The following is a 25,798-nucleotide window of genomic DNA, read 5'->3' as shown; positions in this document are numbered from 1 at the left end:
GGTGGCGCGAATCGCGTTGTGCCAGGTCAACTCGGGCGACGACCCGGAAGCGAACCTGAAACTGGTTCGCTCCGGGGTGGAGGCCGCGGTGACCGGCGGCGCGCGGATCGTCGTGTTCCCCGAGGCGACGATGGCGCGGTTCGGCCGGCCGCTGGAGCCGGTCGCGGAGCCCCTGGACGGGCCGTGGGCGTCCGCGGTCGCTTCGGTGGCCGCCGAGCACGACGTCGTGGTCGTCGCCGGGATGTTCACCCCGGCGGACGAGGGCCGGGTGCGCAACACGCTGCTGGTCACCGGCGGCGGGCAGCACGACGGCTACGACAAGATCCACCTCTACGACGCGTTCGGCTTCGCCGAGTCCGACACGGTCGCGTCCGGTGCGACTTTGACGACGTTCGACTTCGAGGGCGTCGTCTACGGCGTCGCGACCTGCTACGACCTGCGGTTCCCGGAGCTGTTCCGGGCGCTGGCCGACGACGGCGCCGACGTCGTGCTGCTGCCGGCGTCCTGGGGCGCCGGCGAGGGCAAGCGCGAGCAGTGGGAGGTCCTGGTGCGCGCGCGGGCGCTGGACTCGGGCTGCTGGGTGCTGGCCTGCGGCCAGGCCGATCCGGCGGCGACGGGCGTCACGGTGAACCCGAAGGCACCGACGGGCATCGGCTACTCGACGGTGTCGGACGGCTTCGGCCGGGTGGTGGCCCAGGCCGGTGCGGCGCCGGAGACTCTGCTGGTGGACGTGGACCCGGCGGTGTCGGCCCAGGCCCGCACGGCCACCGGAGCCCTGGCCAACCGCCGCCTCTGACCGGTCCCGAGCGCCCCAATGTGGCCTTGGGTGCGTTGAACGCAACCAAGGCCGCCTTGGGGCGCTTGAGGCGGAGCTAGCGGAGCAGGCCTTCGCGGATCGCGACCCGGACGAAGCCCGCCCGACGTCGCTCGCCCGTCTTGTCGCGGATCCGGTCCAGGTACGACCGGACCGTCCGGACGCTGATGTTGAGGATCTCCGCCACGTCGACGTCGCGCTCCCCCGCCGCCACCAGCCGGAGCACCTGCTTCTCGCGCTCCGACAGCACGATCTTCGGCCCCGCGTGGCGTTCTTCGCTGTCCTGGATGATCATCCCGGCCAACGTCGGCGAGACGTACGCGTTGTCGTCGGCGATCGTGCGGATCGCGCGCAGGAGCTCGTCGCCGTCGACGTCCTTCGACAGGAACCCCTTCGCGCCCGCCTGCATGGCGCCGAGCACCTCCGGCTGTTCCGCGTGCGCGGACACCACCAGCACCCGGTGCCCCATCTGCCCCACTTCCAGGACCGCGGCCGCGTCCTGGACGCCCCGGAGCTTCAGGTCGAGGACCACGACGCTGCCGACCGGCTGGTCCTGCACCGCGAACCGGGCCACCGAGTCGGCGACCGCGCCGAGCTCGATGTCCGGCGCCTCGGTGAGCACGCGGGTGAGCGCGTACCGGTAGAGCGGGTGGTCCTCGATCACCCCGACGTGGATCCGCCGGGGCGCCTTCGCTTCCCCGTCGCTCATTTGCGGCCGCCGCGCCGCGGGCCGGAGCCGCCGATCAGGCCCCGCCGGATGGCTTCCTTGACCAGGCCCGGCCGCCGCCGTTCGCCGGTCTTGTCGCGGATGCGGTCGAGGTAGCCCCGCACGGTCCGGACGCCGATGCCGAGGATCAGCGCGATGTCGACGTCGCGCTCCCCCGCCGCCACCAGCCGCAGCACCTGCTCCTCGCGCGGCGACAGCTCGACGTCGGCCGAGACGGCCGGCCGGTCCGCGTTGTCCTTCATGATCATCCCGGCGACCACCGCCGAGACGTACGCGCCGCCTTCGGCCACCGTCTTGATGGCGATCAGCAACTCGTCCCCGTCGACGTCCTTGGACAGGAACCCGCGCGCCCCGGCGGCGATCGCCCCCAGCACGACCTCGGGTTCCGCCTGCGCGGAGACCACGAGCACGTGGTGCCCGAGCTCGCAGACCTCCAGGACCGCCGCCGCCCCGGCGACACCTGGGAGACCCAGGTCGAGCAGTACCACGCTGCCCGGTGGCTGCCGGTGGACGTGGAACCGCGCCACCGAGTCGACCACCGCCCCCAGTTCGATGAATTCCGCTTCGGCCAGCACCCGTTCCACCGAAACGCGGTACAGCGGGTGGTCTTCGATGACCGCGACCCGGACCCGGCCCCGGTCCAGATCGTCTTCGGCCGAGCGCTCTTGTGTCATGTGCACGACTTTCACCCCGTTCCACCCGACGGGGCCGGCCGCCCGGCCGTGGCCGGGTCCAGCGCGGGGCCCATCGGCACCAATGCCAGCAAACTACCGTTGACCGGTGATCTGTTCACGCTTCCGTAGCCGAGTGAGGCCAGCGCCTGCGCGTTCACCACCGGGTACTTCCGGCCCGTATCGGTCACCAGGTACGTGGTGGCCGAGCCGGATTCGACGACGACGGCTCCCCCTGAGGGAGGTACGTACACCTCGTCCGCCACCCGTGCTTCGGTCCGGGTGGCGACCTGGATTGCTTTCGCGCCAGCGGGAAGCGGGAATTCGGCCGAAACGAGCAACCGGCTGCCCTGGATGCACAGCGCGACGGAGCCGCCGGTGATCGGCGCCTTGCCCGGGATGCGGTCGGGGAACGCCGCGGGGTCGGCACCGCCGGCGCGGGGCGCCGCGACCTTCGGCGCGGCGGCGACGTCGGCCGCGCGGACGTCGACCGGCGCCGGCGTGCCGGGGTAGGCGGCCGCGTTGGCCTGCGTCGTCACCAGGAGGCTCGCCTCGGTCTGCCCGACCGGCTCGAGCCCGTCGCGGCGGACCAGGTAGTACGACGACGCCGTGCCGGGCGCGGCCAGCGCGTCCACGACGGCGAGGACCTCGCCGACGCGGGTGTCGCGACCGCCCACGTCGGGGCCCCGGTCGCCGGCGCCGTCGACCGGCAGCGCGGTCAGGTCGCGCCCGGCCGGGACGGTGTCGATCCACCGCGCGGACACCGCGATCGTCGGGTAGCTGTCGAACTGCAGCGCGGTCGCGGCTTCGTCGGACAGCTTGTAGCGGCGGCCGCCGGCGAGCAGGAACCGGTCGCCCCAGGGCAGCCGGACGATCACGCCCTGGTCGCGCGGCAGCTCGACCCCGGACGCGGGCGCGGCGAGCAGGACGGCGGTGCGCGGCTCGGCCGACGCGGGCGCGTCCTGGGTGGTGCGGCTGCAGCTCGTCCACGGCGTCGTGACGAGCGCCCCGGCCGCGGGCACCGAGTCGGGCGCCCCCGGGATGCCGATCTGGGTGCCGCGGCCGGCCTTGCCGAGGTTCTCGGAAGAGACGGACACGGTCGCGTCGCCGTTGCCGCCGGCCAGCAGCCGCGCGGAGGCGTAGTTGAGGACCGGGTGCAGGACGCCGTCGGCGCCGAGCACGAACCGGGCGCCGGTGCCTTCCTCGACGATCACCTTGCCGCCGGCCAGCCAGTCCTTGCCGCCGGAAGGGTCGAGCAGGCCGATGATGCCGAAGACGGCGGTGACGAGCAGCGCGGCCACGAGCCCCAGCACGGTGCCGAGCACGAGCCGGCGGCTGGGCGAGACGGGGTGGTTGGCGTCAGCCGCGACGAGGGCGGAAACGAGCCTGCGGCGGAGGAACTGGTACGCCTGGATCTGGTCCCGCTGCGTCCACACGCGCTGTGCCCCCGGCTGTGTGCGTCGTCCTCCCGAGTGCTCGATGCTAGGCACCCGAATGGCGCACAGGGAGGGTAATTTTTACGCCCACGCCGCATCCGGGGAGGCAGTAGCGTCGGAGCCCTGGGGAAAGGGGAGCCCGTGTCCGTCGAAACCGCCGGCGCCGTGCGCCCGGCACCGCCGCGGCCCGCGTCCACGCCGCTGCCCTGGCTGTTGCCGATCCGGCCGTTGCAGGCCGCGCTGTGGGAGATCGCGGGCATCGCCGTCCTGCTCGCGTGGATGGTCGACGCCGTCTCGCAGCCGGTGCGCATCGCGGTCAGCGCGGCAGCCGGGCTCCTGGTGCTGCTGACATCCGTACGCTTCGCCGGGCGGCACCTGGCGGGTTGGGCCCTGACCTGGACGGCGTTCCGCTTGCGGCGCCACGACACGCGCCGCGACAGCCCCGACCCGCTGCTGAGCGTGGCCGGGACGGTGAAGGTGCGCCAGCACGTCGACCGCGCGGGCAACCGCTTCGGCGTCGCCGAAATCGACGGCGGGTGGAGCGCGCTGGTGCGGCTGACGCAGGGGCCGGAGGCGCCGGGACCGCTGGTGGAAGCGTTGCGCTCGGCCTATCGGCGGACCGACGTCCCGCTGGCTTCGGCGCAGCTCCTGACGTGGGCGATTCCCCATGGCGAGCAGGTGCTGCGCGTGCGCTGGCTGGCGGTGCGGTACCGGCCGGACCTCGCCCCGATCGCGGCTTTGGCCCGGGGCGGGGGCGATCTCGGCGCTTTGCGGAGCACGGCGTCGGCGGCGTTGAGCTTGATGGGGGCGCTGGCCGAGGCCGGGTACCAGAGCACGGTGCTGGAGGCCGGGGAGCTGGCGAAGGAACTTCGGGTGGCGTTGGGGGTCCAGGGAGCTGCTTCCGCGCCGCCCAATCGGTGGAAGTCGTGGACGTGGGGCGAGTCGAGGCAGGTGTGCTTCACGCCGCGGTCGTCGCGGGTGGTGGATTTCGCGGTGCCTGGGGCGGCTTTCACGGCGACGTCGTACACGCTGACGCGGACCGCTGGTGGGCGGGAGAAGGCCGAAGTGACGGTGCGGGTGGGGGCTCGGCCGGGTGCTCCCGCGCCGGCGCCGGGGGCGGCGATCCCGCTGCACGGGCGGCACGGCGCCGCGGTCCGGCAGACGCTCCCCCTGGCGCTGGACAGCTGAGACGACAAGCGCCCCAATGTGGCCTTCGGTGCGTCTGACGCAACCAAGGCGGCCTTCGGTGCGTCTGACGCAACCAAGGCCGCCTTGGGGCGCTTGAGGCTCAGCCGCGGACGGCCTCGTAGACCCCCGCGATCATGCCCACGAACGGCACCAGCGAAAGCAGCACCAAGAACTCCGAGACGTCCAAAAGCCTCGACCAGTAAGGCGAACGCAGCCCGCGCGCGACCCGCGTCGCGTACACCAGGCACACCACCGCCGCCAAGACGACCGCGCAGCCCGCCGCGAACACCACCGTGCGGTTGCCCGATGCCACCAGCCACACCCCGGCGCACACCAGCGAAAGAACGCCGAAGCCCACCAGGACCAGGCGCTGGACGCGGCCCGCGTACGACCGGGATCGCAGGATCCACGCCACGCCGAGCAGGGCCGCCAGGCCCGCGTCCCATGGGCCGGCCGTCGACAGCACGACCGACGCCGCCAGCACCACCAGGCCCAGGCCCACCAGCAGCCCCGTCAGCACTGCCTGCGCCCGGGACGTGCGGCCGATCATCTCCGTCCCCACCGACGGCTGCTCGTCCGCGCGGAACGCCGCCATGTCGTCCGGCACCCGTGGCAGCGGCAGCCGGGCCAGGCGCAGCGACAGCATCGGGGCCACCGCCGCCAACGCCGTGCACAGCACCGCGACCACCGCCGCCGCCGACACCGGCTTGACGCCCGCCAGCAGCACCACACCCGTCGTGATCGCGCCGAACCCCGCCGCGCTCGTGATCGCCACGAACCACGGCAGCCGGTCGGCCACCGAGACCGCCGCCAGGACGCCGTACACCGTCACCGCCGCGAACCCCGCCGCCAGCGGAGCCGCCGACAGCGAGAACAGCGGATGCGGTGGCAGGACGGACATCCCGGCCAGCAATGCGACGCCGACGCCGGCCACCGCGCCGGCCGCGCCGGCCTCGGCGTCTCCGTACGCCCGGCTCAGCGCGCCGCCGCCGAGGAGCAGCACCAGCGCCAGCAGCCCGGTCCCGATCGGCGCCAGGACGCTGCCGGACGCCGCGGCCTGCACCAGCAACCCGCCGGCCAGCAGCAGCACCACCGCGGCCACCAGCCCGGATCGCCGCGCGACCGACGGGCCCCAGCCGCCGGCGGAATCGGCGACGCCGGCGATCGAGTCGATGACGTCGTCGAACAGCAGCGGACCCCGCGGGCGTTCCCGCGGGGTCAGGTGGAGCACTTCGCCGTCCCGGATCTGGGCTGCGGCCACGCTCAGGCCGAGGGCCAGTGGCGCGCCGCCGAGCCGGGAAAGCACCCAGCCCGGATGCTCGGCCGACGCCTGCCCGGCCGCGCCGGCCAGCCGCACCAGCTGCGGCACCAGCTCGGCGAACGTCGACTGCTGCGGCAGCGCGACGTCCACCCGGGCCCTCGGCGTCACCACCGTGACCCGGCGCGTCGTCCCCGTGAGAGCCGCGGCGGTCATCAGACGTTCTTCGCGGCCGAGATCACCGGGGCGAACTTGGCGTTCGACGCCTCGGCGAGCTTCTGCAGCCCGGCGTTCACCGCCTCGAGGACGATCTCCGAGAGGTTGCGGGCGTCGTACTCGCGGATCGCGCGGGGGTCGATGTCGAGCGAGGTGAAGCGCCCGTCGCCGCGGAGGGTGACGGTGACCTCGTTCTGCCGCGAGTGCGCTTTGACCTCCATCGCCTCGACCGTGCGCTGGATCCGCTGGACCTCTTCGGTCTGCTTGCGCACCTGTGCGAGCAGCTCGTCCATGTCCGGCACCGCGTACGGATCGGTCACTGTTGCATCCCTTCGTGCTGGCGGACGCGGACACTGCCCACGAACCGCTGGAAACCGGGTGAGAGCCGCCGCGCGGTCGCGGTCGCGGCCGTGCAGGCGAGCTCGAGCACCAGCCGGTCCGCCGGCGCGGGGCCGGGAACCGTCAGGTGCACCTGGGTCTGGATCAGCTCTTCGCCTTCGCCGGTGCGCAGGCGCAGCAGCTGCATGACGCCGGGCGCGACCGGGGCGCCGACGTCGCGGCGGCTCAGTATTTCCAGGCCGGCCAGCGTGCGCGAAAGGCGTTCGACAGCTTCGGCGGCGATGGCGTCGATCGACGCCTCGTCCGGCCGCTGCTGCACGCTCACCGTGATGTTCGGGACGAACTCGCCCGGCGAAGCGTCGTGCACGGCGACGAACACCGCGCCCGACTCGCCCGGGTCGACGGCCGTCCAGCCGTCCGGGATGACGAAGTCCAGGGGAAGGGTCATCGCAGCCCCACGGAGGAAACGGCGTCGTCCCAAGCGGATCCGACGGCGGTGGCGGCGTCGTCGGCCGCGGTGCCGACGTAGTCCGCGGCCGCGCCGCCGTACTCGGTGATGGTGTGGCCGAGCTTCGGCAGGTCGATGTCGATCTTCGCGCCGACGCCGAGCCCGAGGCCGAGCGCGGCGCCCGCCTTGAAGTTGACCTTGACGTGCCCGGCGTCGTAGACGGCCTGGGCGTCCAGCTGCGCGCCGAGGCCGTACTGCAGCGTCCCGTTCGCGCCGACGCCGACGCCCGCGACGTCCGCGGCGACCTCGCCCTCGACCTTCCCGCCGACGAAGGCGTTCGCGTGCGCGCCGACGCCGTGCGCGCCGATCGTGCCGGACGCGCTCGCCTCGCCACCGGCGAAGACCGTGCCCTTGGCGTGCGCTTCGGCTACGCCCCACTCGCCCTTGGCTTCGAGCTCTTCCTTCACGGCGGCCAGCTCGGTGTGCCCGGACGCGCCGACGTCCCAGCCCTTCGACGTGATCTTCCCGTCGTACTCCGGGGTGAGCCCGTCCTGCTCGTGCTGGAACTTGTAGTACGTGATCTCGGTGTTGCGGCCGAGCTTGTCCTTGAGACCCTCGGCTTCCGGCCGCCCGAACGGCGTGTCCGCCTTCTTCGGCGCGCGCGTGCCTTCGAGGCCGTCCCAGGTGAGCTTCTTCCAGCCCGAGTTCTTGAACCACGACGGCGCGGTCCGCGGCCGCTTCCGGCCGTCGAGCGGTTCGCCGTTGAGCCAGTGCAGCGGGCCGCGCGCCCACTTGCCCAGCTCGTGCTCGAGCCGGCCGACGCCCTCGGGCGGGAACAGCTCGGCGAGCGCGTCGGAGAACTCGTCGACGACCTGGCGGGCGGCCTGGACGCTCTGCTCCCCCAGCTGCCGCGCGGCCTGGATGAACGCGCCGACCGAGCCGGCGTTCACCGCGCGCGCCTGCGCGGTCAGCTGCTGGGCGTACTGGTCGAACTGCGCGATGACGGAGTCGACCGCGGCCTTCGCCGACTGCACCAGCTGAGCGGCCGTCGAGAGCCGTTTCGCCTGGTCGTCGAGCTTCGTGGCGGCGTCGGTCAGCTCTTCGCCCAGTTTCCCGGCCGCGGTCGCGAACGCCGTGTAGGCGTCGCCGTCCCAGTCCGCGTGCAGGGTTTTCGCGGACTCGTCGATTTCGCGAGCCTTGCCCGACACCGTCGAGGCCTGGGTGGCGACCCGCTGCGACGCGGCGCTCAGCGCTCCGGGGTCACCGGTGACCCGTCTCCGGCACTCGACCAGGACCTGCCGGTACCCGGACAGGATGGAGCTGACCACCCCCGACGCGTCGACCACCCCCGCGGCCACGGGCTAGTTCCCCGCCGCGTCGTAGCCGACGTGCTGGCTGAAGTGCTTGCCGTCGAAGTCCAGGTCGATGTCGAGGTCGAAGTCCTGGCCACCCGGAGCCTCCACAGTGGACTCCCCGGTGGTGAGGTTCGTGTGGATGACGACCTCGTCGGCACCCCCGGCCGAAGGCGCGGGGACGGGAGCCGGGGTGGTAGGAACCGATCCGGTACCCGGCGCCGTCGAAGAGTGGTCGACCGGGATCCAGCTGTTCGAGGGGTCCAGCGGGGTCCCGCCGGCAGTCACCGGCACGGTGGCACCACCCGCTCCCGTGCCGGTGCTGGAACCGCCGGTGGCGAGCGCGGGCGGGGTGTAGTCGGTGAACGACGGCTGCTGCGGGATCCCCCCGCCGCTCCCGCCCGCCACCGCCTGCTGCCCCGCCGGGCTTGCCACCGACGGCGGGGCCTGCGGCGCCGTGACCGGGGTGTTCCCGATCGACGGCGTCGTCGCGCCCGAGCTGCCGGAGTCGTGGTGGAAGAGCTTCTCGATCTCGCCGATGACCTGCGCGAGCTGCGTGATCTGCTGGGCGAGGTCGACCGCGCCCAGTGCCTTGAGCAGCGCGCCGATCGCGGTGATGAACGCCCGCAGAGACGCGCTCGTCGCGGTCGACAAAGCGACCGCCGCGCCGTAGGTCCACGGGTTCGACATCAGCGAGGCGACCGTCGGGTTCACCGCGGCCACCACCGAGCGGTAGGCCTGCTGCGCCGTCTTGATCAGCGTGCCGGAGATGCCGAGCAGCTCGGCGCCCTTCTGGACGACGGTGATGATCGTCTCGAGCTGCTTCAGGGAGTCACCGATCTTCTTCAGCGCCGACTCGCTCGCCGCGCCCGACCAGATCTTGCCGAGCTGGTCGGCGGCCTTGGTGAGCTCGGTGTACATGCTCAGGAACTGCTCGGCCTTCTTGACCAGGTCGACTACGTGGTGCGCGATCTGCTCCGGCTGGCCGGTGACGATCTGCGGCAGGATGGTGATCGGCCCGCCCGAGGACGCGGTCGCGTCCATCGCGCTGGAGTTCGGGAAAGTCAGCATCGGACCTCACAAAGGTTCTGTAGTGCCAGACAGGACGATCAGGCGACGACGGAGGCGGGCCGGTAGACGCTGACCTTCGCCAGCCCGCCGATGCGGGCGTCGAGGAGCCCGTGGTTGTAGAGGCGGCCGCCGTCGCCGGCGACGCCGATGACCGGCTGGCGGTCGGAGAACAGCAGCGGCTCGACGACCACGACGTCCCCGCTCTGCACGCCGCCGGGCACGTCGGAGAAAGTGCGCGCGGTGCCCGCGTAGACCTCGATGAGCCCGACGCGCGCCTGGTTGTCGGCGTCGCCGGCCAGCCAGTCGTTGAAGTCGGCGACACCGTGGAAGCGCGTGTCGGTGATCGGGTGGTCCCCGAGCCGGCCGAGCTGCGCGTCCCCCAGGTAGCGCAGCACGTTCCCGACCGAGGACGGCTCGCCGTGGGCGCCCGCGCTGTCGTTGATCGCCAGGGTGGCGAGCTCGGAAGCGTGCGAACTCCCCCAGATCGACGACGTGGGCGTCGAGGACCCGTCGTGCCCTCCGCCGTAGCCGGCGGCCGCGGCCCGGTCCGCCGCCTGGTAGGCGTCGGCACTGGCCTTGACCAGCCCGTTGACCTGCTGCAGCAGCTGCAGGAGCGTGCGGACGGCGGTGACCTGGCTGGAGTGCAGGGCGGCGTTCGCGGCGGCGACCGCGCTGCCGAAGCCCGCGAACGACATCGGCTGCACGACGAGCCGCTCGAGGTCGGCCACGGCGTTGATGCCGTGGGCGATGATGCCGCCGACGTTCCCGACGGACGAGCGCATCGCCTCGGGCTCAGCCCGGTACTCGCCGGCCATGGCTCTCCTTCCGCGGGTGGCTGCTCGGCAGAGCGTAAGTTCGGCCCCGGAAGCGGGCGGACGGCAAAAGTACCCACCGCGACGGGTCGGCAAGTGGCCAAAATACCGGTGAGAGCCACCCCGATCTGCTGGAGCCTTACTACATGAGCCTCTCGCCCGAGCGCCCGACCGAGATCGTGCTGCAGTCGCCGCCGATGCTCCCGAAGAGCTCGTCCGGCGGGATGATGCAGCTGATGATGTTCCTGCCGATGATGCTCGGCATGGGCGCGATGTCGTTCGTCTACATCGGACGCGACGGCGGGGTGATGACCTACATCTTCGGCGCGCTGTTCCTCTGCGCCATGGGCGGCATGGTCGTGATGTCGCTGGGCCGCGGCGGCATGGCGAAGAAGGCGCAGATCAACGACGAGCGCCGCGACTACCAGCGCTACCTCTCCGGCCTGCGGGCCCAGGTCCGGGACATCGCCGACGGCCAGCGCGCCGCGATGGTCGCCGTCCAGCCCGACCCCGCCGATCTCTGGGCCTACGTCGAAAGCGGGAAGCTGTGGGACCGGCGGCGCACCGGCGGCCAGTTCGCGCAGGTGCGCGCGGGCACCGGGCCGCAGCGCCTGGCGACGCCGCTGAAGGCGCCGCAGACCGTGCCCCTGGAGGACCTGGACCCGGTCTGCTCCACCAGCCTCAAGCACTTCATCCGCACGTACTCGACGGTCGACGACCTGCCGGTGGCCCTGTCGCTGCGGTCGTTCGCCGCGGTCACCGTGGCCGGGCGGCGGCCGGACGTGCTCGGCCTGGCACGGTCACTGCTGTGCCAGCTCGTCACCTTCCACTCCCCCTCGGACCTGCGGGTCGCGCTGTGCGTGCCTGCCGACCGGCAGCACGACTGGGAATGGGCGAAGTGGCTGCCGCACGCGACCGCGGCCGGCGCGGCCGACGCCGTCGGCTCCCGGCGCCTGGCCGCCGACTCGGCGGCCGGCCTGGCCGAGCTGCTCGGCGCGGACCTCGGCGAACGGCCCGCGTTCAGCCGGCGCGCGGCGGCCGAGCTCGACCTGCCGCACCTGGTGGTCGTCGTCGACGGCGGCAACGCCCACGGCGAGCCCCGGCTGATCGGCGAGGACGGCCGGCTCGGCGTCACGGTGCTCGAGATCGGGCAGGAGCACCCGCGGACGTACTCGACCGAGCGGCTGCTGAGCCTGCACACCGCGCCGGACTCCCTCGGCATGGTCGTCGGCGACGCCACCGAGCAGCGGCTCGGGTTCCTCGGCCGCCCGGACACCCTCGACCGCGGCGCCGCGGAGGCCCTGGCCCGCATGTTCACCCCGCTGCACACCCCGGCCGCCGTCGTCGGCGACAAGCCGATGTCGGCGACGTTCGGGCTGTCCGGGCTGCTCGGCATCGGCGACCCGCGCGACACCGACACCACCGTGACGTGGGCGCCGCGCGCGGCGCGTGACCGGCTGCGGATCCCGCTGGGCGTCAACCCGGAGGGCCGGCCGGTGGAGCTGGACCTCAAGGAGTCGGCCGAGGGCGGGATGGGCCCGCACGGCCTGGTCATCGGCGCGACCGGGTCCGGCAAGAGCGAGCTGCTGCGGACGCTGGTGACGGCGCTGGCGGTGATGCACTCGTCGGAGACGCTGAACCTGGCGCTGATCGACTTCAAGGGCGGCGCGACCTTCGCCGGGATGACCGGGCTGCCGCACACCTGCGCCGTCATCACGAACCTGTCCGACGACCTCGCGCTGGTCGACCGCATGGCCGACGCGCTCAACGGCGAGCTGCTGCGGCGCCAGGAGCTGCTGCACGCGGCCGGGAACTACGCGTCGGTGCGCGACTACGAGAAGGCGCGCGCGGACGGCGTCGCGCTCGACCCGCTGCCGTCGCTGCTGGTCATCATCGACGAGTTCAGCGAGCTGCTGTCCGCCCGGCCGGAGTTCATCGACCTGTTCGTCGCGATCGGCCGGCTCGGGCGCTCGCTGGGGATCCATTTGCTGCTGGCGTCGCAGCGGCTCGAAGAGGGCCGGCTGCGCGGGCTCGACTCCCACCTGTCGTACCGGATCGGCCTGCGGACGTTCTCGGCGTCGGAAAGCCGGACCGTGCTGGGTGTCGCCGACGCCTACCACCTGCCGCCGGTGCCGGGGTCGGCGTACCTGAAGTCCGACACCGAGACGCTCATCCGGCTCAAGGCCGCGTACGTCTCCGGGGAACTGCCGCCGCGCAGCACGGTCGTGCGCGAAGACGGGCAGGAGCTCGGCGTGCTGCCGTTTTCCCTGGCCCCGGTGGAGATCCCGGTGACGACCGAGATCTCCGAGGCCCCGGCCGCCGACGGCACCGGCGAAACGATCATCCACGCGATGCTGTCGCGCCTGGAGGGCCGCGGGCCGGCCGCGCACCAGATCTGGCTGCCGCCGCTGAACGAACCGCCGACGCTGGAACAGCTCCTGCCGCCGCTGGGCGAGGACGCCGCGCGCGGCCTGTCCCCGCTCGGCTGGGGCGGCAACGGGAAGCTGACGATCCCGGTCGCGCTGGTGGACAAGCCGTTCGAGCAGCGCCGGGACATGCTGTGGGCCGACTTCTCCGGCGCGGGCGGGCACGCGCTGATCGTCGGCGCCCCGCAGACCGGCAAGTCGACGCTGATGAAGGACATCGCGGGCATGCTCGCGCTGACCCACACCCCGGCCGAGGTGCAGCTGTTCGTGCTGGACATGGGCGGTGGCGCGCTGGCCCCGATCGCCGGGCTGCCGCACACCTCCGGCTACGCCACCCGCCGCGACGCGCAGCGCTGCCGCCGGGTCGTCGCCGAGCTGACGACGCTGCTGGAGGAGCGCGAGGAGTTCTTCGCCGCCCACGGGATCGAGTCGATCACGACGTTCCGCCGGCGGCGGGCGGAGTTCACCGAGAGCACCGACGGGCGCGAGTTCGGCGACGTCTTCCTGTTCGTGGACAACTGGACCACGATCCGGCAGGAGTACGAGCAGCTGGAGGAGCAGATCACCGGGCTGGCCGCGCGCGGGCTCGGGTTCGGCATCCACGTGATCGTCTCGCTCAACCAGTGGATCGGCGTCCGCGCGCAGCTGCGCGACGCGATCGGCACGCGCTTCGAGCTGCGCCTCGGCGACCCGATGGACTCCTCCATCGACCGCAAGGTCGCGGTGAACGTCCCCGCCGACCGGCCCGGGCGCGGCATCACGGCGGAGAAGCTGCACTTCCTCGCGGCGCTCCCCCGCATCGACGGCGACCAGCGCCCCGAGACGGTCGGCGCGGGCGGCGTCGACCTCGTGCGCCGGATTTCGGAAGCCTGGAAGGGACCGCGCGCGCCGCAGGTCCGGCTGCTGCCGCCGGAGGTGCCCCTGGACACGCTGCCGGCGGCCCCCGGGAAGCAGGTCACGCTGGGCATCGCGGAGTCGACGTTGCGGCCCGTGTACCTGGACTTCGCGGCCGACCCACACTTCGTGGCCTTCGGCGACGTCGAGTCCGGCAAGAGCTCACTGCTGCGTGCGCTGGCGCACGGCATCACGTCGGCCTACCCCCCGGACGAGGCGGCGATCATCGTCGCGGACTACCGCCGCGGCCTGCTCGGCGCGGTGCCGGAGCCGCACCTGCTCGGCTACGCGGGCGCCGAGGGCAAGCTGACGGAGCTGATCACCGAGTGCGCGACGGCGATGCGCAACCGGCTGCCGGGCCCGTCGGTGACGCCGGAGCAGCTGCGCAACCGTTCGTGGTGGCGCGGGCCGGAGCTGTTCGTGCTGGTGGACGACTACGAGCTGGTGGCGACGGTGGGGCGCAACCCGTTGCAGCCGCTGCTGGAGTTCCTGCCGCAGGCGCGGGACATCGGCTTGCACGTGATCATCGTCCGCGGATCCGGTGGGGCCGGGCGGGCGTTGTTCGAGCCGGTGCTGCAGCGGCTGCGGGAGCTGGGCTCCCCCGGGCTGATCATGTCGGGGACGAAGGACGAAGGGGCGCTGCTGGCCGACGTCAAGCCGTCGCCGCAGCCGCCGGGCCGGGGGACGCTCGTGTCCCGGCGGCACGGGACGGGCTTGGTCCAGGTGGCTTGGACCAAGCCGGCGGAGTCGTAAGCCAAAGAATTGCGAGTACGCCGAAAGGCGGTACGTGAAGCGAACAATTCGCCCCTCTTCGCGGTCGCCGATGCGACAGGCTTCCACACACTAACCAAACAGACCGTTGATCCGGAATGTGAGCTACCTCACCGCGCCTTTCGGTAATACTCCGCACCCGTCGCCGATGGGATCACCGGGACCTGGCCCACACCTTGCGACCACCGTCACGACGGTTGCGACGTTCGGCGTATGGACAGGTCGGGCGGGATCGACTAGGGGAGGGAAAGCCGGTCCGAGGGGAACCGGTCGTCGAACGAGCACGTCTTCACACCATTCCACCGAACGCGCCATTTTCCGGTGAGCGGCACCACGCTCACCGGTTCGTCACGCGCCGGAAAACCACCATTTCCGCACGATCGGAATTCACCGAGGGGGAATCGATGCCACGCGCACTCCGCAAGGCCGGTGCGGCGTTCGCCGTCTTGGCCGCCGCGGGCCTGCTCACCGCCACACCCGCCCAAGCCCTCACCGGCGGCACGCCGGCCGCCCAGGGCAGTTACGCCTTCACCGCGCAGATCAGCGGGGCCCACGGCTGCACCGGCGCGCTGGTCGCCCCGCAGTGGGTGCTGACCGCCGCCGCCTGCTTCGGGCCGGCGCCGCTGCCCGCCGGGCCGCCCGCCACGCCCTACTCGGCCACCGTCGGGCGCGCCGACCTCACCGGGACCGCCGGGCACACCGTCAAGATCACCACCCTCGTGCCCGCCGCCGACCGCGACGCCGTGCTGGCCAAGCTGGCCCTGCCGATCGTCGACGTCGCACCGGTGCCGCTGGCCACCCGCGCCCCGGCCGCCGGGGACGTCCTGCGGATCGGCGGCTACGGCCGCACCGCGGACACCTGGGTGCCGGACCGGCTGAGCACGGCGACGTTCACCGTGAACGGCGTCAACGGCTCCGCCCTCGACGTCACCGCGACGACCGGGGACGCCACCACCTGCCTCGGCGACGCCGGCGGCCCGGCGCTGCGGGAGACCGGGACGCAGGTCGAACTCGCCGCGATCACCACCCGCTCGTGGCAGCACGGCTGCCTCACCTCCACCGAAACCCGCCAGGGCACCACGGAGACCCGGGTCGACGACCTCGGCGCGTGGGTGCGCCAGGTGACCGCGCCGGTCGCCGCGACGATCGTCGGCAAGGCGAGCGGGCAGTGCCTGGACCAGGACTGGTCCGGCGGCCAGGAGCACCCCACGCTCAACGCCTGGCAGTGCTGGACCACCAACGAGACCAACCAGCAGTGGAAGGTCACCTGGGTCTCCGGCGACAGCGTCTCGATCGTCAACGCCCGTTCGGGCAAGTGCCTCGACCAGGACTACACCGGCCAGCAGCCGCACCCCACGGTCAACGCCTGGCAGTGCTTCACGCCGCTGGAGGCCAACCAGGTCTGGACCGTCCGGCCGCACTACGAAGACGGCACCGTGACGCTGGTCAACCAGCGCAGCGGCCAGTGCCTGGACCAGGACTACACCGGCCAGCAGCCGCACCCCGCCGTCAACGCCTGGCAGTGCTGGAACCCGGCCACCGCCAACCAGCGCTGGCTCCTCAACTAGCTCCGAACCCCGCCGGCCGGAACCGGTCCGCCGGCACGCACGAGAAGGACGAACACCATGCAGCTCACCAAAAAGCTCGCCGTCGCGGCCGCCGTCGCGATCGGGCTCGCCACCGCCGGCGTCTGGACGGCCTCCGCGGCGTCGAACGCCACCCAGGCCGACGACACCCAGCCCTCGCTCGTCGAGGACTACACCTACCCCGGCGCGGCCCAGATCCTGGCGCAGTACAACGTCACCCTGATCTCCGGCGACGGCCACATCATCTTCGCCGACTGCGCGACCCCGCCGGTCGAGAACGTGAGCGTGATGCAGGTCCGCTCCACCGAGAACGTCGGCACCAACGGTCTCGTCTGCTTCAAGGTGCTCTCCCCGACCGGGCACCTGGAGCTGCGCATCCCCGCCGTCTACGAGATCCGCGGCGACGGCCGGACCAGCGGCGCCGGGCACAAGGTGAAGGCCGAGGTCACCACCGACGCGGGCGCGCACTCGACCGTGGACGTCAACCCGAGCGGCAGCACCCAGGTCGGCATCGGCGCCAACCCGAACAACGCGCCGACCACCCTCCTCCAGCTGACCGTCGCACCCTGACCGGCGAGGCGAACCCCATGCGCACACCCAGGATCGCCGTCCTGTCCGCCGGCGTGCTCGCCGGCGGACTGCTGGCCGCCACCCCCGCCGTCGCCGTGTCCGGCGGCGCGGCGGTGCCGGCCGGCACCCACCCGTTCCTCGCCCGGATCACCACGGCGACGAAGGCGTGCTCCGGCGCGCTGATCGACCCGTCGTGGCTGCTCACCTCGGCGACCTGCCTGACCGCGACCGAGTCCGGCGCGTCGGGCGAGGCCGCCACCATCGCGGTCGGCGAAGCTTTCACGACGACGGTGGCCAAGGTCGTCCGCAACGCGGGACGCGACGTCGTCCTCGCGAAGCTGGCGGCCCCGGCGACCGACGGCACGCCGCTGGCCGTGTCCACCACCGCACCGCAGGCCGGGGAAACCCTGCAGGTGGCCGGGTTCGGCCGCACCGCGACCGACTGGGTGCCCGCGCGGCCGCGCGTCGCGCCGTTCACCGTCGGCGCCGTCACCGGTGCGTCGGTGGCGGTTTCGTCGGCCGACGGCGTGGACACCTGCAAGGGCGACGCCGGCGGCCCGGCCTTCCGCGTGAGCGGCGGGACCGCCCAGCTCGTGGCGCTCAGCAGCACCTCGTGGCAGCACGGCTGCCTCGACGTCACCGAAACCCGCCAAGGCAGCACTGAAACCCGCGTCGACGACCTCGCCACCTGGATCCACCAGCACATCGTGCCGACGCCGGTGTCGTGCTCCGCCGCGGCGATCTGGACCGCCCGCCCCGACGGCAGCCTCTGGCGCTACGTCCACTCCTCCGTCGCCGACGGCGGGCTGACCTGGACGACCCCGAGCGCCCCGATCGGCTCCGGCTGGACCGGCCGGACGCTGGCCGGCAAGGGCGGCGTGATCTGGGACGTCCACCGCAACAACAGCGCGGCCGACCCGAACCCGAGCGGCACGCTCAAGCGCTGGGTGTACTCGACCAGCGCCGGCTGGAGCGGCGGGAACGAAGTGGGCAGCGGCTGGGCGCGCTACCTCACACCCGAATACGCGAACCGGATCACCGTCGACCAGCAGAACCGCATCTTCATGATCGACGACCAGAACCGGCTGAAGGTCTACGTCTGGGACGACGCCACGGGCTGGTGGGTCAACGGCGTCGGCGACGTCCTCGACACCGGCTGGGACCGGTTCGACTCGATCACCGCGGCCGGCGACGGCGTGCTGTACGCGCGGAAGCCGACCGGGGAGCTCTTCCGCTTCCAGTACGACTTCGCGACGTCGGCGTGGGTCGAGCGGAGCAAGCCCGTCGGCGTCGGCTGGCAGATGTTCAGCGAGATCTTCTCGCCGGGCGCCGACATCCTGTACGGCCGCGGCAGCAACGGGACCAGCCCCTGGACCGGCCAGCCCGGCCCGGTCCTGCGCTGGTACCGCCACTCGGACAACACCGACACCTGGGCCCCCTCGGGCCCGGACGGCCGGGGCGTCACCGTCGGCTCGGGCTGGAACACCGAGACCCACGTGACCGCCGCACCCGACTCCTGCAAACTCACCGGCTAGAACGGAAACGCATGCGCACGAACCCCCGAAGAACGGCGACGCTCTCGGCGGCGGTGATCGCGGCCGGCCTGCTGGCCGCGGTCCCCGCCGCCGCCGTCCCCGGCGGCACCGCCGCGAACGCCGGCTTCGCCGCCAAGATCACCACGGACGGCCGCGCCTGCAGCGGCGCGCTCGTCGAACCCGCACTCGTCCTCACCGCGGCGAGCTGCTTCCCCGAGAACCCGCCGGCCACCCCGGTCAGCGTCACGGTCGGCAGCCACGTCGCGAAGGTGACCGCGGTGCTCCCGCGCACCGATCGTGACGTCGCACTGGTCCGGCTCGACACGACGATCACCGACGTCACGCCGCTGAAGCTCGGCGCGGCCGAGGGCGTGCCGGGCACGTCGGAGCAGCTGACGCTCGCCGGCTGGGGCCGGACGGCGACCGACTGGGTGCCGAACGAGGTCCACAGCAGCACCTTCACGGTCGCGACGAGCAGCGTCACGACGCTGTCGCTGGCCGGCACGAACGACGCCTGCAAGGGCGACGCGGGCGCCCCGGTGGTCCGCGCGGACGGCACCCTCGCCGCGGTGGCGGGCAAGTCGTGGCAGCACGGCTGCTTCGGCGAGACCGAAACCCGCCAGGGCACCACCGCCGCCCGGGCCGACGACCTGAGCGGCTGGATCCGCGGCGAGGCGATCGTCGGCACGGCGAAGGCGGTCGGCCACGGCGTCACGCTGTCGTGGACCCCGGTGGCCGGCGCGGCGACGTACTCGATCTACGCCAGCCCCGACGGCTCCGCGGTCCCGGCGGCGGAACTGCTCGTCGGCACGACGACGGCGACGACGTTCCTGCACTCCGCCACCGCGCGGAAGACGTGGTCGTACCTCGTGGTCGCTTCCACGGGCGGGATGAGCGCGCCGTTCTCGGCGAAGACGGGCGCGCGGTCGCTGACGGACTTCACGGGTGACGGCAAGGCGGACATCGCCACCTTCACCCGCGGCACCGCCGGGGACGTCTTCGTGGCGGCTTCGGACGGCGGCAAGTTCACCGGCACGTCCCAGAAGTGGCACGACTTCTTCGGGATCGGCACCGAGATCCCGCTGAGCGGCGACTTCAACGGCGACGGGAAGGCCGACGTCGTCACCTTCGCCCGCGGCACGACCGGCGACGTCTTCGTCGCCCTCTCCGACGGCACGAAGTTCAGCGGCACGAGCACCATGTGGCACGACAACTTCGCCTTCAGCAACGAATTCCCGGCCGTCGGCGACTTCAACGGCGACGGCAAGGACGACATCGCCGTCTTCACCCGCGGCACCGCCGCCGACGTGTACGTCGCTCTCTCCGACGGCACCAAGTTCGTCGGCGACGCCGTGAAGTGGCACGACTTCTTCGGCCTCGGCGACGAACTCCCCACCGTCGGCGACTTCAACGGCGACGGGAAGGACGACATCGCCACCTTCGCCCGCGGCACGACCGGCGACGTCTTCGTCGCCCTCTCCGACGGCACCAGGTTCAGCGGCACCAGCACCATGTGGCACGACAACTTCGCCTTCAACGCGGAGGTCCCGGCGATCGGCGACTTCAACGGCGACGGCAAGGACGACATCGCCACATTCACCCGCGGCACCGCCGGCGACGTCTACGTGGCGCTCTCCGACGGCACCGAGTTCGTCGGCGACGCCGTGAAGTGGCACGAGTTCTTCGGGATCGGCGACGAGGTCCCCGCCGTCGGCGACTTCACCGGCGACGGCAAGGACGACCTGGGGCTCTTCAAACGCGGCAGCACGTCCGACGTGCTCGTGGCCGTCTCCGACGGGGCCAAGTTCGGCACCGGCACCGTCTGGCACGACTTCTTCGGGCTCGGCAGCGAAGTGCAGCTGCCCCGGGCGATCACGGTCGGGTAGCAGGCTTTCGTGCCCCGCGGCGCTCGCCGTGGGGCACGAAAGTTACCGACTTCGGTAGGTTCCGCGAATCCTTCACGGCTCTTAGCTTGAGCTGGTCGTCCCGTTCGGGACGAATATCCGGATCACCCGGGCCGAAGGGCATTTTCATGCGAATGTCGAGGGCTGTTGCCGCGGTGGGTGCCGCCGCCGCGGCGCTGAGCTTGGTCTCAGCAGGGGTTGCGGACGCCCAGCAGGACATCATCGGCGGGAGCACCGTCTCCTCCGCGCCGTGGGGCGCCCAGATCTACTGGAACAACGTGACGACGTACGGCGGTTTCGAGTGCTCGGGGACGATCATCGCCCCGCAGTGGGTGCTCACCGCGCGGCACTGCCTGAACTCGCCGGGCATGCACGTCAAGGTCGGCAACGTGACGCTCCAGCAGGGCACGAACGCGAACGTCGACCAGCAGAAGGCCTCGCCCAACGGCGACATCGCGCTGCTGCACCTGACAACCGCGGTGAACACGACCTTCATGAAGCTCGGCACCGGGAACCCGCCGACCGGGTCTACCAACCAGATCTACGGCTGGGGCCGCACCCAGGGCACCAGCCCGCCGTCGAGCACCCTCAAGACCGCCAACGTGCGCGTGACGGGCACCAGCACGGACACGTTCGGCGGCCGGGCGATCGCCAGCCAGGGCGTCAACGGCTCGGCGTGGCACGGCGACTCGGGCGGGCCGCAGCTCTACAACGGCACGCAGGTCGGGGTGTGCTCCACGGGCAACAACTCCGGTTCGAACCCGCAGGGCACGCAGAACTACGCGAGCATCGCGTCGAGCCGCAGCTGGATCCAGACCACGGCCGGCGTCTGATCCCTGCCGCGGTAGTCCGTGAAGGCCTCCTTCCCGGCCATAAGAGCCGGTAAGGAGGCCTTCACGGCTTTCGCCGGGCATACTCCGCGCCATGAAGTTCCGCACCACGGTCCTGCTCGGCGGCAAGACGGCGACCGGCCTGCCGGTCCCGGACGACGTCGTCGAGGCGCTCGGCGCCGGCAAGAAGCCCGCGGTCACCGTGACCCTCGGCGGGCACACGTACCGCTCGACGATCGCGAGCCGCGGCGGGCAGTACCTGCTGCCGCTCAGCGGCGAGAACCGCGAGAAGGCCGGAGTCGCCGCGGGCGACGACGTCGAGGTCGAGGTCGCCCTCGACCCGGCCCCGCGCGAGCTGGAGATCCCGCCGGACCTGGCCGAGGCGCTCGCGGCCGACGACGAAGCCCGGACCCGGTTCGAAAGCCTGTCCTACAGCGCGAAACAGCGGTTCGTGCTGCCGATCGGCCAGGCGAAGACCGAGGAAACCCGGCAGCGGCGCGTCGCCAAGGTGATCACCGACCTGCGCGCCGGGAAGTGATGGACGCCGGCACGGTCCTGCGCGTGCTCGACTCCGTGAAGCCGGCCGAGGTCTGGGTGGCCGGCGGCTGGGGCATCGACGCCCGGCTGGGCCGCCGGACGCGCGAACACCGCGATCTGGACTTGCTGCACCGCCTCGAGGAAGAGCCCGCGGTCCTCGCGGCGCTGAGCCGCCTCGGCTACCGGGAAACCCTCGATCTGCGCCCGGTCCGGTTCGTCCTCTCCGACGGCGAAACCGAGCTGGACCTGCACCCGCTGGTCTTCGCCGAAGACGGTTCAGCCATCCAGCAGGCCGACGACGAGGGCGCGACTTTCCCCTACCCGGCAAGCTGTTTCGTCACCGGGCACGTCGGCGGCGTCGAGGTGGCGTGCGTGTCGGTCGCCCAGCAGGTCTTCTTCCACCAGGGGTACCCACCCACCGGCCGCGACCTCGCGGACATGCGCCACCTCCGCGAGGCCTTCGGGGTCCGCACCCACTTCTAGTCCACAACGGACGCCCGCAGCGCCGCCTTGTCCGGCTTCCCCGACGGCGCGATCGGCACCGCGCCGACGAAGCTGAACCGCGCCGGCACCGCCGCCTCCCCCAGCTCGGCCGCCACCGCCTTGCGCACCGCGTCGAGGTTCGGCTCGCGGCCCGGCATCGGCACCACGAACGCGTGCGCCGCCTCGCCCGTCCGCTCGTCCGGCACCGAAACCACGTACGCCTGGTCGACGTCCGGGTGTGCCGCGATCGCCCGCTCGATCGGGCCGGTGTAGTGGATGACGGCGTTGACGATCACGACGTCGCGCGCCCGGCCGGACAGGTGCAGGTACCCGGCGGCGTCCAGGGAACCGAGGTCCTGCGTGCGCACCCAGCCCTCGCGCAGCACGTCGGCGGTGGTGCCCTCGTCGCGCCAGTACCCGGCCAGCGCCGACGGCGTCCGGACCCAGACCTCGCCCTCCGAGCCGGTCGGCAGCGGCGTGCCCGCGGCGTCGCGGACCTCGATTTCGACGGTGTCGCAAGCCTGTCCGACGGACCCGGCGCCTTCGCCGGCGCCGCAGATCGTCAGCATCCCGGTCTCGGTCTGCCCGTACGCGTGGTGCATCGCGGGCCCGATCAGCTCGAGGGCCTCGGCCAGCTTGTGCGGCGGCACGGGCGAGCCGGCCACGACCAGCGTCCGCAGGCCGCTCAGGTCGACGTCCTCGGTGCGCAGCACGTCCAGGACCTGGTGCAGGCGCGGCACGGTCATCAGCGCCGCGGTGATCCGCAGCCGCGGCAGCACCCACGGGAAGTCCGGCAGTTCCGCCGGGACCACCGCGGTCCCGCCGGCGAGCAGGCACACGCCCAGCTGCTCCAGCATCACCGCGCTGGAGAGCGTGCCGAACAGGAGGAACCGCCTGAACCCGGCGCCGAGCCGCTCGTGGGCCGAGCCGGGCACCGGCGCCCGCCACACCCGGCCTTCGGTCAGGGCGCGGTAGCTGTAGGCGACGCCCTTCGGCATACCGGTGCTGCCGCTGGTGTAGACGACCGTCGCGATGTCGTCCAAGCGTCCTTGCGGCACCGGCTCTTCGCAGGTGGCCAGCAGCTCGGGCCCGACCCGCAGGATCGGCAGGCCGGCGACGGTGCCGAGCAGCTCCGGCGTCTCGGACGCCGCGTCGACGACCAGCGCGCCGACGTCGGCCACGACGTGGCGCAGCTGTGGCACGGGCAGACCGGGCCGCACCCCGACGACCCGGCAGCCGAGCACCTGCGCGGCGACGATCGCGGCGAACCCCTCCGGCGTGACGGCGGTGGCGATGCCGACGCCGTCACCCGGCCCCAGCCCGGCCGCCCGCAGGCCCGCGGTGAACCGGCCGACCAGCTCCCGCAGCTCGCGCCGCGACGTGACGTGCGAGCCGTGTTCGAACGCGGGAACCTCCGGGGCGCGCCCCAGCTCGTCCAGCAGTGCCTGCGGGTGGACCATCTCGACCGCCTCTCGCCCGGGGTGTCCGGGTCTACCGGGCGGATCTCAGAATTTCGGCAGAATCGCGCTGACCAGCGGTTTTCCGTGTTTACCACGGCAGACGGGCGGCCGGGGTCACCCCTGTGGGTATAAGTGCCGTCAGCGCGACCGGCAGTTGTGCCGTTTGACCGCACCAGCCTCTTTCCTAGCGTGACATTCACACCGCGCGGACCACCGCGCCAGGGGAATTCGCTTCAGGAAGGAGGTGGCCCGTCGATGTCCAGTCCGGGATTCCAGGCAGATTCCGCTGCTATGACGCGCGCCGTCCAGGGTTTCGAGGAAACCGCGACGAACGCCAAGTCCACGATGGCCAGCTTGGAGTCCGAGCTGACCGAGGCGCTCCGCAACTACAAGGGTGACCAGGCCGTCGCGTTCTGGGACCTGCAGCGCCGGCTCCAAGAGAAGATGACGGTGGCCGTGAAGGAGCTCGACACCATGTCGCAGCTCGTCCACACCAGCCATCAGAACTACGGCCGCGGCGACGCCGACGTCCACCAGAGCTTCCAAGGGGTCGGCAACTCCCTCGAGGGCTCGGGCGTGATCCCCCGCCTCAACCCCTGACCCGAGAGGACGTACCGATGGCCGACGTCGTCGAAATCAACTTCGCCGCGCTGCAGCACAGCTCGGCGTCCCTGGCCGCCAAGGCCAAGGCACTCACCTCGCAGCTGGAGCAGCTGCACCAGAACCTCCAGCCGATCACCGCGACCTGGTACGCCTCCGGCAGCTCCGCCGGTGACGCGGCCCGCCAGTCGGAGACCCGGCTGCGCCAGGCCACCGCGGACATCGTCGCCATCATCGCCCAGTTCGGCGGCAAGGTCGGCGAGGCCCACGACCTCCAGCAGTCGCTGGAGAACCGCAACCAGGGACTGTTCGCGGGCTGAACCGCGCCCAGACGTCGGTCGGCCGGTGCGGGACCCCCCGCTCGCACCGGCCGACCGGCTTTCCCTCCTTACGTGCGACGAGAGAGCCGGGACCCGATGCACGACCAGTCGTACTACGTCCACCTGGAATCGCTGAAGGACTTCGTGCGGGAGCTGGAGACCCAGATCCACGCGATGGCCAAACCGAACGACTTCCTGCTCACCCTCGGCGAGGAGCCGCTGTTGTTCGGCGAGTTCGGCGAGGCCGGGTCGCTGGCCGACGCCCACCGCGCCGCGGTCTCGGAGATGCAGGGCCTGCTCGACCAGGTCCGCAGCGCGATCGGGTTCGCGCAGGACGTCACCACCACGGTCGCCGACGGCTACCAGAACGCCGACGAAACGGTCGCCGGAGACCTCCACACCTCGGGCGCCGGCACCGGCCTGCTCGACCCCGTGCTCGGCCTGCTCGGCCTGGGCGACTCGGACGGGAGCCGCAAGGGATGACGAACACCGCGCACACGAACTTCGCCGCGTACAGCCACCAGCAGCTGTACGCGATGCTTCAGGCGGGCGACCCGAACAGCGCGCGCCACGCCGCCGACAAGTGGAAGTCCGCCGCGCTGCACCTGCACGAGCAGGCCCACAACCTCAACTCGGAGCTCACCGAGTTCAAGGACCAGTGGACCGGCGGCGCCGCCGACCAGTACCAGCACATGATCGTCGACCTCGCGAACGGCATCGCCAAGGTGGCGCAGACCGCCGAGGCGATGAACGTGATGCTCGACGACGCCGCCGATGCGCTCGTGAAGGCCAAGAAGGAGATGCCGCCGCCGGTCTCGGTGCCGGACGTCTCCCCCGCCGACGTCGCGCTCGCGGTGAACCCGCCGCTGCTGCCGCCGGACTCCTCGCCCGCCGTCGTCCAGGCCGCCGCGCAGCAGCGCCAGCAGGCCATCGCGAACGTCGAGGCCCAGCAGTCCGCGGCGAACTCGGCCGGGTCCGCGCACGGCCAGGCGATCGTCGTGATGACCCGGCTGGCCGGCGAGTACAGCACCGCCGAGGAGTCGATCCCGGCGTCGCCGAACGCCGTGCAGACGCCGACCGCTCCGCCGGCCGGCGGCGGCGCCGGGAGCGCGGGTTCGCCCGGGCTCGTCGGCAACGGCGTCACCGATCCCGGCGTCGTCGTCACGCCGACCGACGGGCACCCCTTGCCCTCGACCGGCACCCCGCCGCAGCCCGGCACCGTGCCGACGTCGAACCCGCTGTTCGGCGACATGTTCACCGCCGGGCTCGCCGCGGCTTCGGCCGCCGCGTTCGGCCGGTTCGGCTCGATCATGCCGAAGGTGCCGTCGTGGGCCACCGGCAAGGACCCCAAGGACGGCAAGGAAGACGCGTCCGGCACGAAGCTCGGCGGCGGCGGGGCCGGCGTCGAGGGCGGGGCCGGGGGCGGCATCCCGATCGGCGGGGGTGACGCGCCTTCCCTGGGCGGCGCCGGTGGCATCCCCGGCGGCGCGGGGATCGGCGGCGGCGCCGACGGCCCGGCGGCGCACTCCGGCCTGGCCGGCGACGGCGGC

Annotated in this window: 24 protein-coding genes; 14 read left to right on the top strand and 10 right to left on the bottom strand. The window is 72.5% G+C overall.

The genetic code is table 11. The annotated features are described in order from the left end of the window. The first annotated feature begins 1 nt into the window (after position 1). A complete protein-coding gene (locus AB0N03_RS27560; protein WP_364377664.1) occupies positions 2 to 796 on the top strand; it encodes a carbon-nitrogen hydrolase family protein in 795 nt (264 codons plus the stop codon). Positions 797 to 872: 76 nt separating this feature from the next. On the opposite strand, the gene AB0N03_RS27555 is transcribed toward AB0N03_RS27560, so the two are convergent. Genes AB0N03_RS27555 through eccB form a run of 3 tightly spaced genes read right to left on the bottom strand, consistent with a single transcriptional unit; the run spans position 873 to position 3,648 of the window. After that, on the bottom strand, positions 873 to 1,523 hold the full coding sequence (locus tag AB0N03_RS27555; protein ID WP_364377410.1) for a response regulator transcription factor: 651 nt from the start codon (positions 1,521 to 1,523) through the stop codon (positions 873 to 875). After that, the gene (locus tag AB0N03_RS27550; RefSeq protein ID WP_364377408.1) at positions 1,520 to 2,215 is read right to left on the bottom strand and encodes a response regulator transcription factor; all 696 of its coding nucleotides are present in this window, start codon (positions 2,213 to 2,215) and stop codon (positions 1,520 to 1,522) included. Before AB0N03_RS27550 ends, AB0N03_RS27555 begins: the two co-directional genes overlap by 4 nt. 11 nt (positions 2,216 to 2,226) lie before the next feature. Next, positions 2,227 to 3,648 carry a type VII secretion protein EccB gene (gene eccB / locus AB0N03_RS27545; protein ID WP_364377406.1) on the bottom strand — a complete coding sequence of 474 codons (1,422 nt, stop codon included), beginning with the start codon at positions 3,646 to 3,648 and terminating at the stop codon, positions 2,227 to 2,229. A 141-nt stretch (positions 3,649 to 3,789) separates the two neighbouring features. Between eccB and AB0N03_RS27540 the strand changes: the two genes are divergently transcribed. Next, entirely contained in the window at positions 3,790 to 4,836 is a 1,047-nt protein-coding gene (locus tag AB0N03_RS27540) for a type VII secretion protein EccE (RefSeq protein ID WP_364377405.1), read from the top strand. 100 nt (positions 4,837 to 4,936) lie between these two features. Here the strand turns inward: AB0N03_RS27540 and eccD are convergent, their stop codons facing one another. Genes eccD through AB0N03_RS27510 form a run of 6 tightly spaced genes read right to left on the bottom strand, consistent with a single transcriptional unit; the run spans position 4,937 to position 10,335 of the window. Then, a complete protein-coding gene (gene eccD, locus AB0N03_RS27535) occupies positions 4,937 to 6,310 on the bottom strand; it encodes a type VII secretion integral membrane protein EccD (protein WP_364377403.1) in 1,374 nt (457 codons plus the stop codon). Next, the gene (locus AB0N03_RS27530; RefSeq protein WP_364377401.1) at positions 6,310 to 6,630 is read right to left on the bottom strand and encodes a YbaB/EbfC family nucleoid-associated protein; all 321 of its coding nucleotides are present in this window, start codon (positions 6,628 to 6,630) and stop codon (positions 6,310 to 6,312) included. The genes eccD and AB0N03_RS27530 overlap by 1 nt, the downstream gene beginning before the upstream one ends. Continuing rightward, the gene (locus tag AB0N03_RS27525; RefSeq protein WP_364377399.1) at positions 6,627 to 7,097 is read right to left on the bottom strand and encodes a hypothetical protein; all 471 of its coding nucleotides are present in this window, start codon (positions 7,095 to 7,097) and stop codon (positions 6,627 to 6,629) included. The genes AB0N03_RS27530 and AB0N03_RS27525 overlap by 4 nt, the downstream gene beginning before the upstream one ends. Further along, positions 7,094 to 8,443 (bottom strand): WXG100 family type VII secretion target, encoded by a 1,350-nt coding sequence (locus tag AB0N03_RS27520; protein WP_364377662.1) that lies wholly within the window; start codon positions 8,441 to 8,443, stop codon positions 7,094 to 7,096. The genes AB0N03_RS27525 and AB0N03_RS27520 overlap by 4 nt, the downstream gene beginning before the upstream one ends. Positions 8,444 to 8,458: 15 nt before the next feature. After that, entirely contained in the window at positions 8,459 to 9,520 is a 1,062-nt protein-coding gene (locus AB0N03_RS27515) for a hypothetical protein (RefSeq protein WP_364377397.1), read from the bottom strand. A gap of 38 nt (positions 9,521 to 9,558) precedes the next feature. Continuing rightward, a complete protein-coding gene (locus tag AB0N03_RS27510) occupies positions 9,559 to 10,335 on the bottom strand; it encodes a WXG100 family type VII secretion target (protein WP_364377395.1) in 777 nt (258 codons plus the stop codon). 143 nt (positions 10,336 to 10,478) lie between these two features. On the opposite strand from AB0N03_RS27510, the gene eccCa reads away from it, so the two are divergent. The 8 genes from eccCa (at position 10,479) to AB0N03_RS27470 (ending at position 21,868) form a co-directional block, all read left to right on the top strand. After that, the gene (gene eccCa / locus AB0N03_RS27505; RefSeq protein WP_364377393.1) at positions 10,479 to 14,405 is read left to right on the top strand and encodes a type VII secretion protein EccCa; all 3,927 of its coding nucleotides are present in this window, start codon (positions 10,479 to 10,481) and stop codon (positions 14,403 to 14,405) included. A 422-nt stretch (positions 14,406 to 14,827) separates the two neighbouring features. Then, positions 14,828 to 15,991: a trypsin-like serine protease gene (locus AB0N03_RS27500; RefSeq protein ID WP_364377391.1), complete on the top strand. Its 1,164-nt coding sequence runs from the start codon at positions 14,828 to 14,830 to the stop codon at positions 15,989 to 15,991. A gap of 57 nt (positions 15,992 to 16,048) precedes the next feature. Continuing rightward, complete coding sequence (locus AB0N03_RS27495; RefSeq protein WP_364377389.1) at positions 16,049 to 16,579, top strand: hypothetical protein; 531 nt, start codon at positions 16,049 to 16,051, stop codon at positions 16,577 to 16,579. A gap of 17 nt (positions 16,580 to 16,596) precedes the next feature. Further along, positions 16,597 to 18,114, top strand: a complete 1,518-nt coding sequence (locus AB0N03_RS27490) for a tachylectin-related carbohydrate-binding protein (protein WP_364377387.1) — start codon at positions 16,597 to 16,599, stop codon at positions 18,112 to 18,114. A gap of 11 nt (positions 18,115 to 18,125) precedes the next feature. Then, positions 18,126 to 20,000 (top strand): FG-GAP-like repeat-containing protein, encoded by a 1,875-nt coding sequence (locus AB0N03_RS27485; protein WP_364377385.1) that lies wholly within the window; start codon positions 18,126 to 18,128, stop codon positions 19,998 to 20,000. Positions 20,001 to 20,152: 152 nt separating this feature from the next. Beyond that, a complete protein-coding gene (locus AB0N03_RS27480; RefSeq protein ID WP_364377383.1) occupies positions 20,153 to 20,851 on the top strand; it encodes a trypsin-like serine protease in 699 nt (232 codons plus the stop codon). Positions 20,852 to 20,942: 91 nt separating this feature from the next. Next, entirely contained in the window at positions 20,943 to 21,386 is a 444-nt protein-coding gene (locus AB0N03_RS27475; RefSeq protein WP_364377381.1) for a YdeI/OmpD-associated family protein, read from the top strand. Then, positions 21,386 to 21,868, top strand: a complete 483-nt coding sequence (locus AB0N03_RS27470; protein WP_364377380.1) for a hypothetical protein — start codon at positions 21,386 to 21,388, stop codon at positions 21,866 to 21,868. The genes AB0N03_RS27475 and AB0N03_RS27470 overlap by 1 nt, the downstream gene beginning before the upstream one ends. Here AB0N03_RS27470 and AB0N03_RS27465 read toward each other — a convergent pair. Continuing rightward, positions 21,865 to 23,328, bottom strand: coding sequence for a long-chain fatty acid--CoA ligase (locus tag AB0N03_RS27465; RefSeq protein ID WP_364377378.1), 1,464 nt, complete (start codon positions 23,326 to 23,328; stop codon positions 21,865 to 21,867). The two genes, AB0N03_RS27470 and AB0N03_RS27465, sit on opposite strands and share 4 nt — an antisense overlap. Positions 23,329 to 23,583: 255 nt before the next feature. Between AB0N03_RS27465 and AB0N03_RS27460 the strand changes: the two genes are divergently transcribed. From AB0N03_RS27460 to AB0N03_RS27445, 4 genes are all read left to right on the top strand, one after another. Then, on the top strand, positions 23,584 to 23,928 hold the full coding sequence (locus AB0N03_RS27460; protein WP_086856673.1) for a WXG100 family type VII secretion target: 345 nt from the start codon (positions 23,584 to 23,586) through the stop codon (positions 23,926 to 23,928). A gap of 17 nt (positions 23,929 to 23,945) precedes the next feature. Further along, a complete protein-coding gene (locus AB0N03_RS27455) occupies positions 23,946 to 24,248 on the top strand; it encodes a hypothetical protein (protein WP_020644701.1) in 303 nt (100 codons plus the stop codon). A 96-nt stretch (positions 24,249 to 24,344) separates the two neighbouring features. Further along, positions 24,345 to 24,731 (top strand): hypothetical protein, encoded by a 387-nt coding sequence (locus AB0N03_RS27450; protein WP_364377660.1) that lies wholly within the window; start codon positions 24,345 to 24,347, stop codon positions 24,729 to 24,731. Continuing rightward, the coding region (locus tag AB0N03_RS27445) for a WXG100 family type VII secretion target (RefSeq protein ID WP_364377376.1) at positions 24,728 to 25,798 on the top strand (1,071 nt) is incomplete at its 3' end. The genes AB0N03_RS27450 and AB0N03_RS27445, both read left to right, overlap by 4 nt.

The sequence above is a fragment of the Amycolatopsis sp. NPDC051061 genome (assembly GCF_040682935.1).
Lineage (GTDB): Bacteria > Actinomycetota > Actinomycetes > Mycobacteriales > Pseudonocardiaceae > Amycolatopsis.
This window is presented reverse-complemented; position numbering and strand designations above follow the sequence as displayed.

What these genes read in the sequence shown, in the direction of transcription:
- AB0N03_RS27555 (WP_364377410.1), bottom strand. Translation starts at nt 1,523, where the DNA reads ATGAGCGACGGGGAAGCGAAGGCGCCCCGGCGGATCCACGTCGGGGTG.
- AB0N03_RS27550 (WP_364377408.1), bottom strand. Translation starts at nt 2,215, where the DNA reads ATGACACAAGAGCGCTCGGCCGAAGACGATCTGGACCGGGGCCGGGTC.
- eccD (WP_364377403.1), bottom strand. Translation starts at nt 6,310, where the DNA reads ATGACCGCCGCGGCTCTCACGGGGACGACGCGCCGGGTCACGGTGGTG.
- AB0N03_RS27525 (WP_364377399.1), bottom strand. Translation starts at nt 7,097, where the DNA reads ATGACCCTTCCCCTGGACTTCGTCATCCCGGACGGCTGGACGGCCGTC.
- AB0N03_RS27515 (WP_364377397.1), bottom strand. Translation starts at nt 9,520, where the DNA reads ATGCTGACTTTCCCGAACTCCAGCGCGATGGACGCGACCGCGTCCTCG.
- AB0N03_RS27510 (WP_364377395.1), bottom strand. Translation starts at nt 10,335, where the DNA reads ATGGCCGGCGAGTACCGGGCTGAGCCCGAGGCGATGCGCTCGTCCGTC.
- eccCa (WP_364377393.1), top strand. Translation starts at nt 10,479, where the DNA reads ATGAGCCTCTCGCCCGAGCGCCCGACCGAGATCGTGCTGCAGTCGCCG.
- AB0N03_RS27500 (WP_364377391.1), top strand. Translation starts at nt 14,828, where the DNA reads ATGCCACGCGCACTCCGCAAGGCCGGTGCGGCGTTCGCCGTCTTGGCC.
- AB0N03_RS27495 (WP_364377389.1), top strand. Translation starts at nt 16,049, where the DNA reads ATGCAGCTCACCAAAAAGCTCGCCGTCGCGGCCGCCGTCGCGATCGGG.
- AB0N03_RS27490 (WP_364377387.1), top strand. Translation starts at nt 16,597, where the DNA reads ATGCGCACACCCAGGATCGCCGTCCTGTCCGCCGGCGTGCTCGCCGGC.
- AB0N03_RS27485 (WP_364377385.1), top strand. Translation starts at nt 18,126, where the DNA reads ATGCGCACGAACCCCCGAAGAACGGCGACGCTCTCGGCGGCGGTGATC.
- AB0N03_RS27480 (WP_364377383.1), top strand. Translation starts at nt 20,153, where the DNA reads ATGTCGAGGGCTGTTGCCGCGGTGGGTGCCGCCGCCGCGGCGCTGAGC.
- AB0N03_RS27475 (WP_364377381.1), top strand. Translation starts at nt 20,943, where the DNA reads ATGAAGTTCCGCACCACGGTCCTGCTCGGCGGCAAGACGGCGACCGGC.
- AB0N03_RS27470 (WP_364377380.1), top strand. Translation starts at nt 21,386, where the DNA reads ATGGACGCCGGCACGGTCCTGCGCGTGCTCGACTCCGTGAAGCCGGCC.
- AB0N03_RS27465 (WP_364377378.1), bottom strand. Translation starts at nt 23,328, where the DNA reads ATGGTCCACCCGCAGGCACTGCTGGACGAGCTGGGGCGCGCCCCGGAG.
- AB0N03_RS27460 (WP_086856673.1), top strand. Translation starts at nt 23,584, where the DNA reads ATGTCCAGTCCGGGATTCCAGGCAGATTCCGCTGCTATGACGCGCGCC.
- AB0N03_RS27455 (WP_020644701.1), top strand. Translation starts at nt 23,946, where the DNA reads ATGGCCGACGTCGTCGAAATCAACTTCGCCGCGCTGCAGCACAGCTCG.
- AB0N03_RS27450 (WP_364377660.1), top strand. Translation starts at nt 24,345, where the DNA reads ATGCACGACCAGTCGTACTACGTCCACCTGGAATCGCTGAAGGACTTC.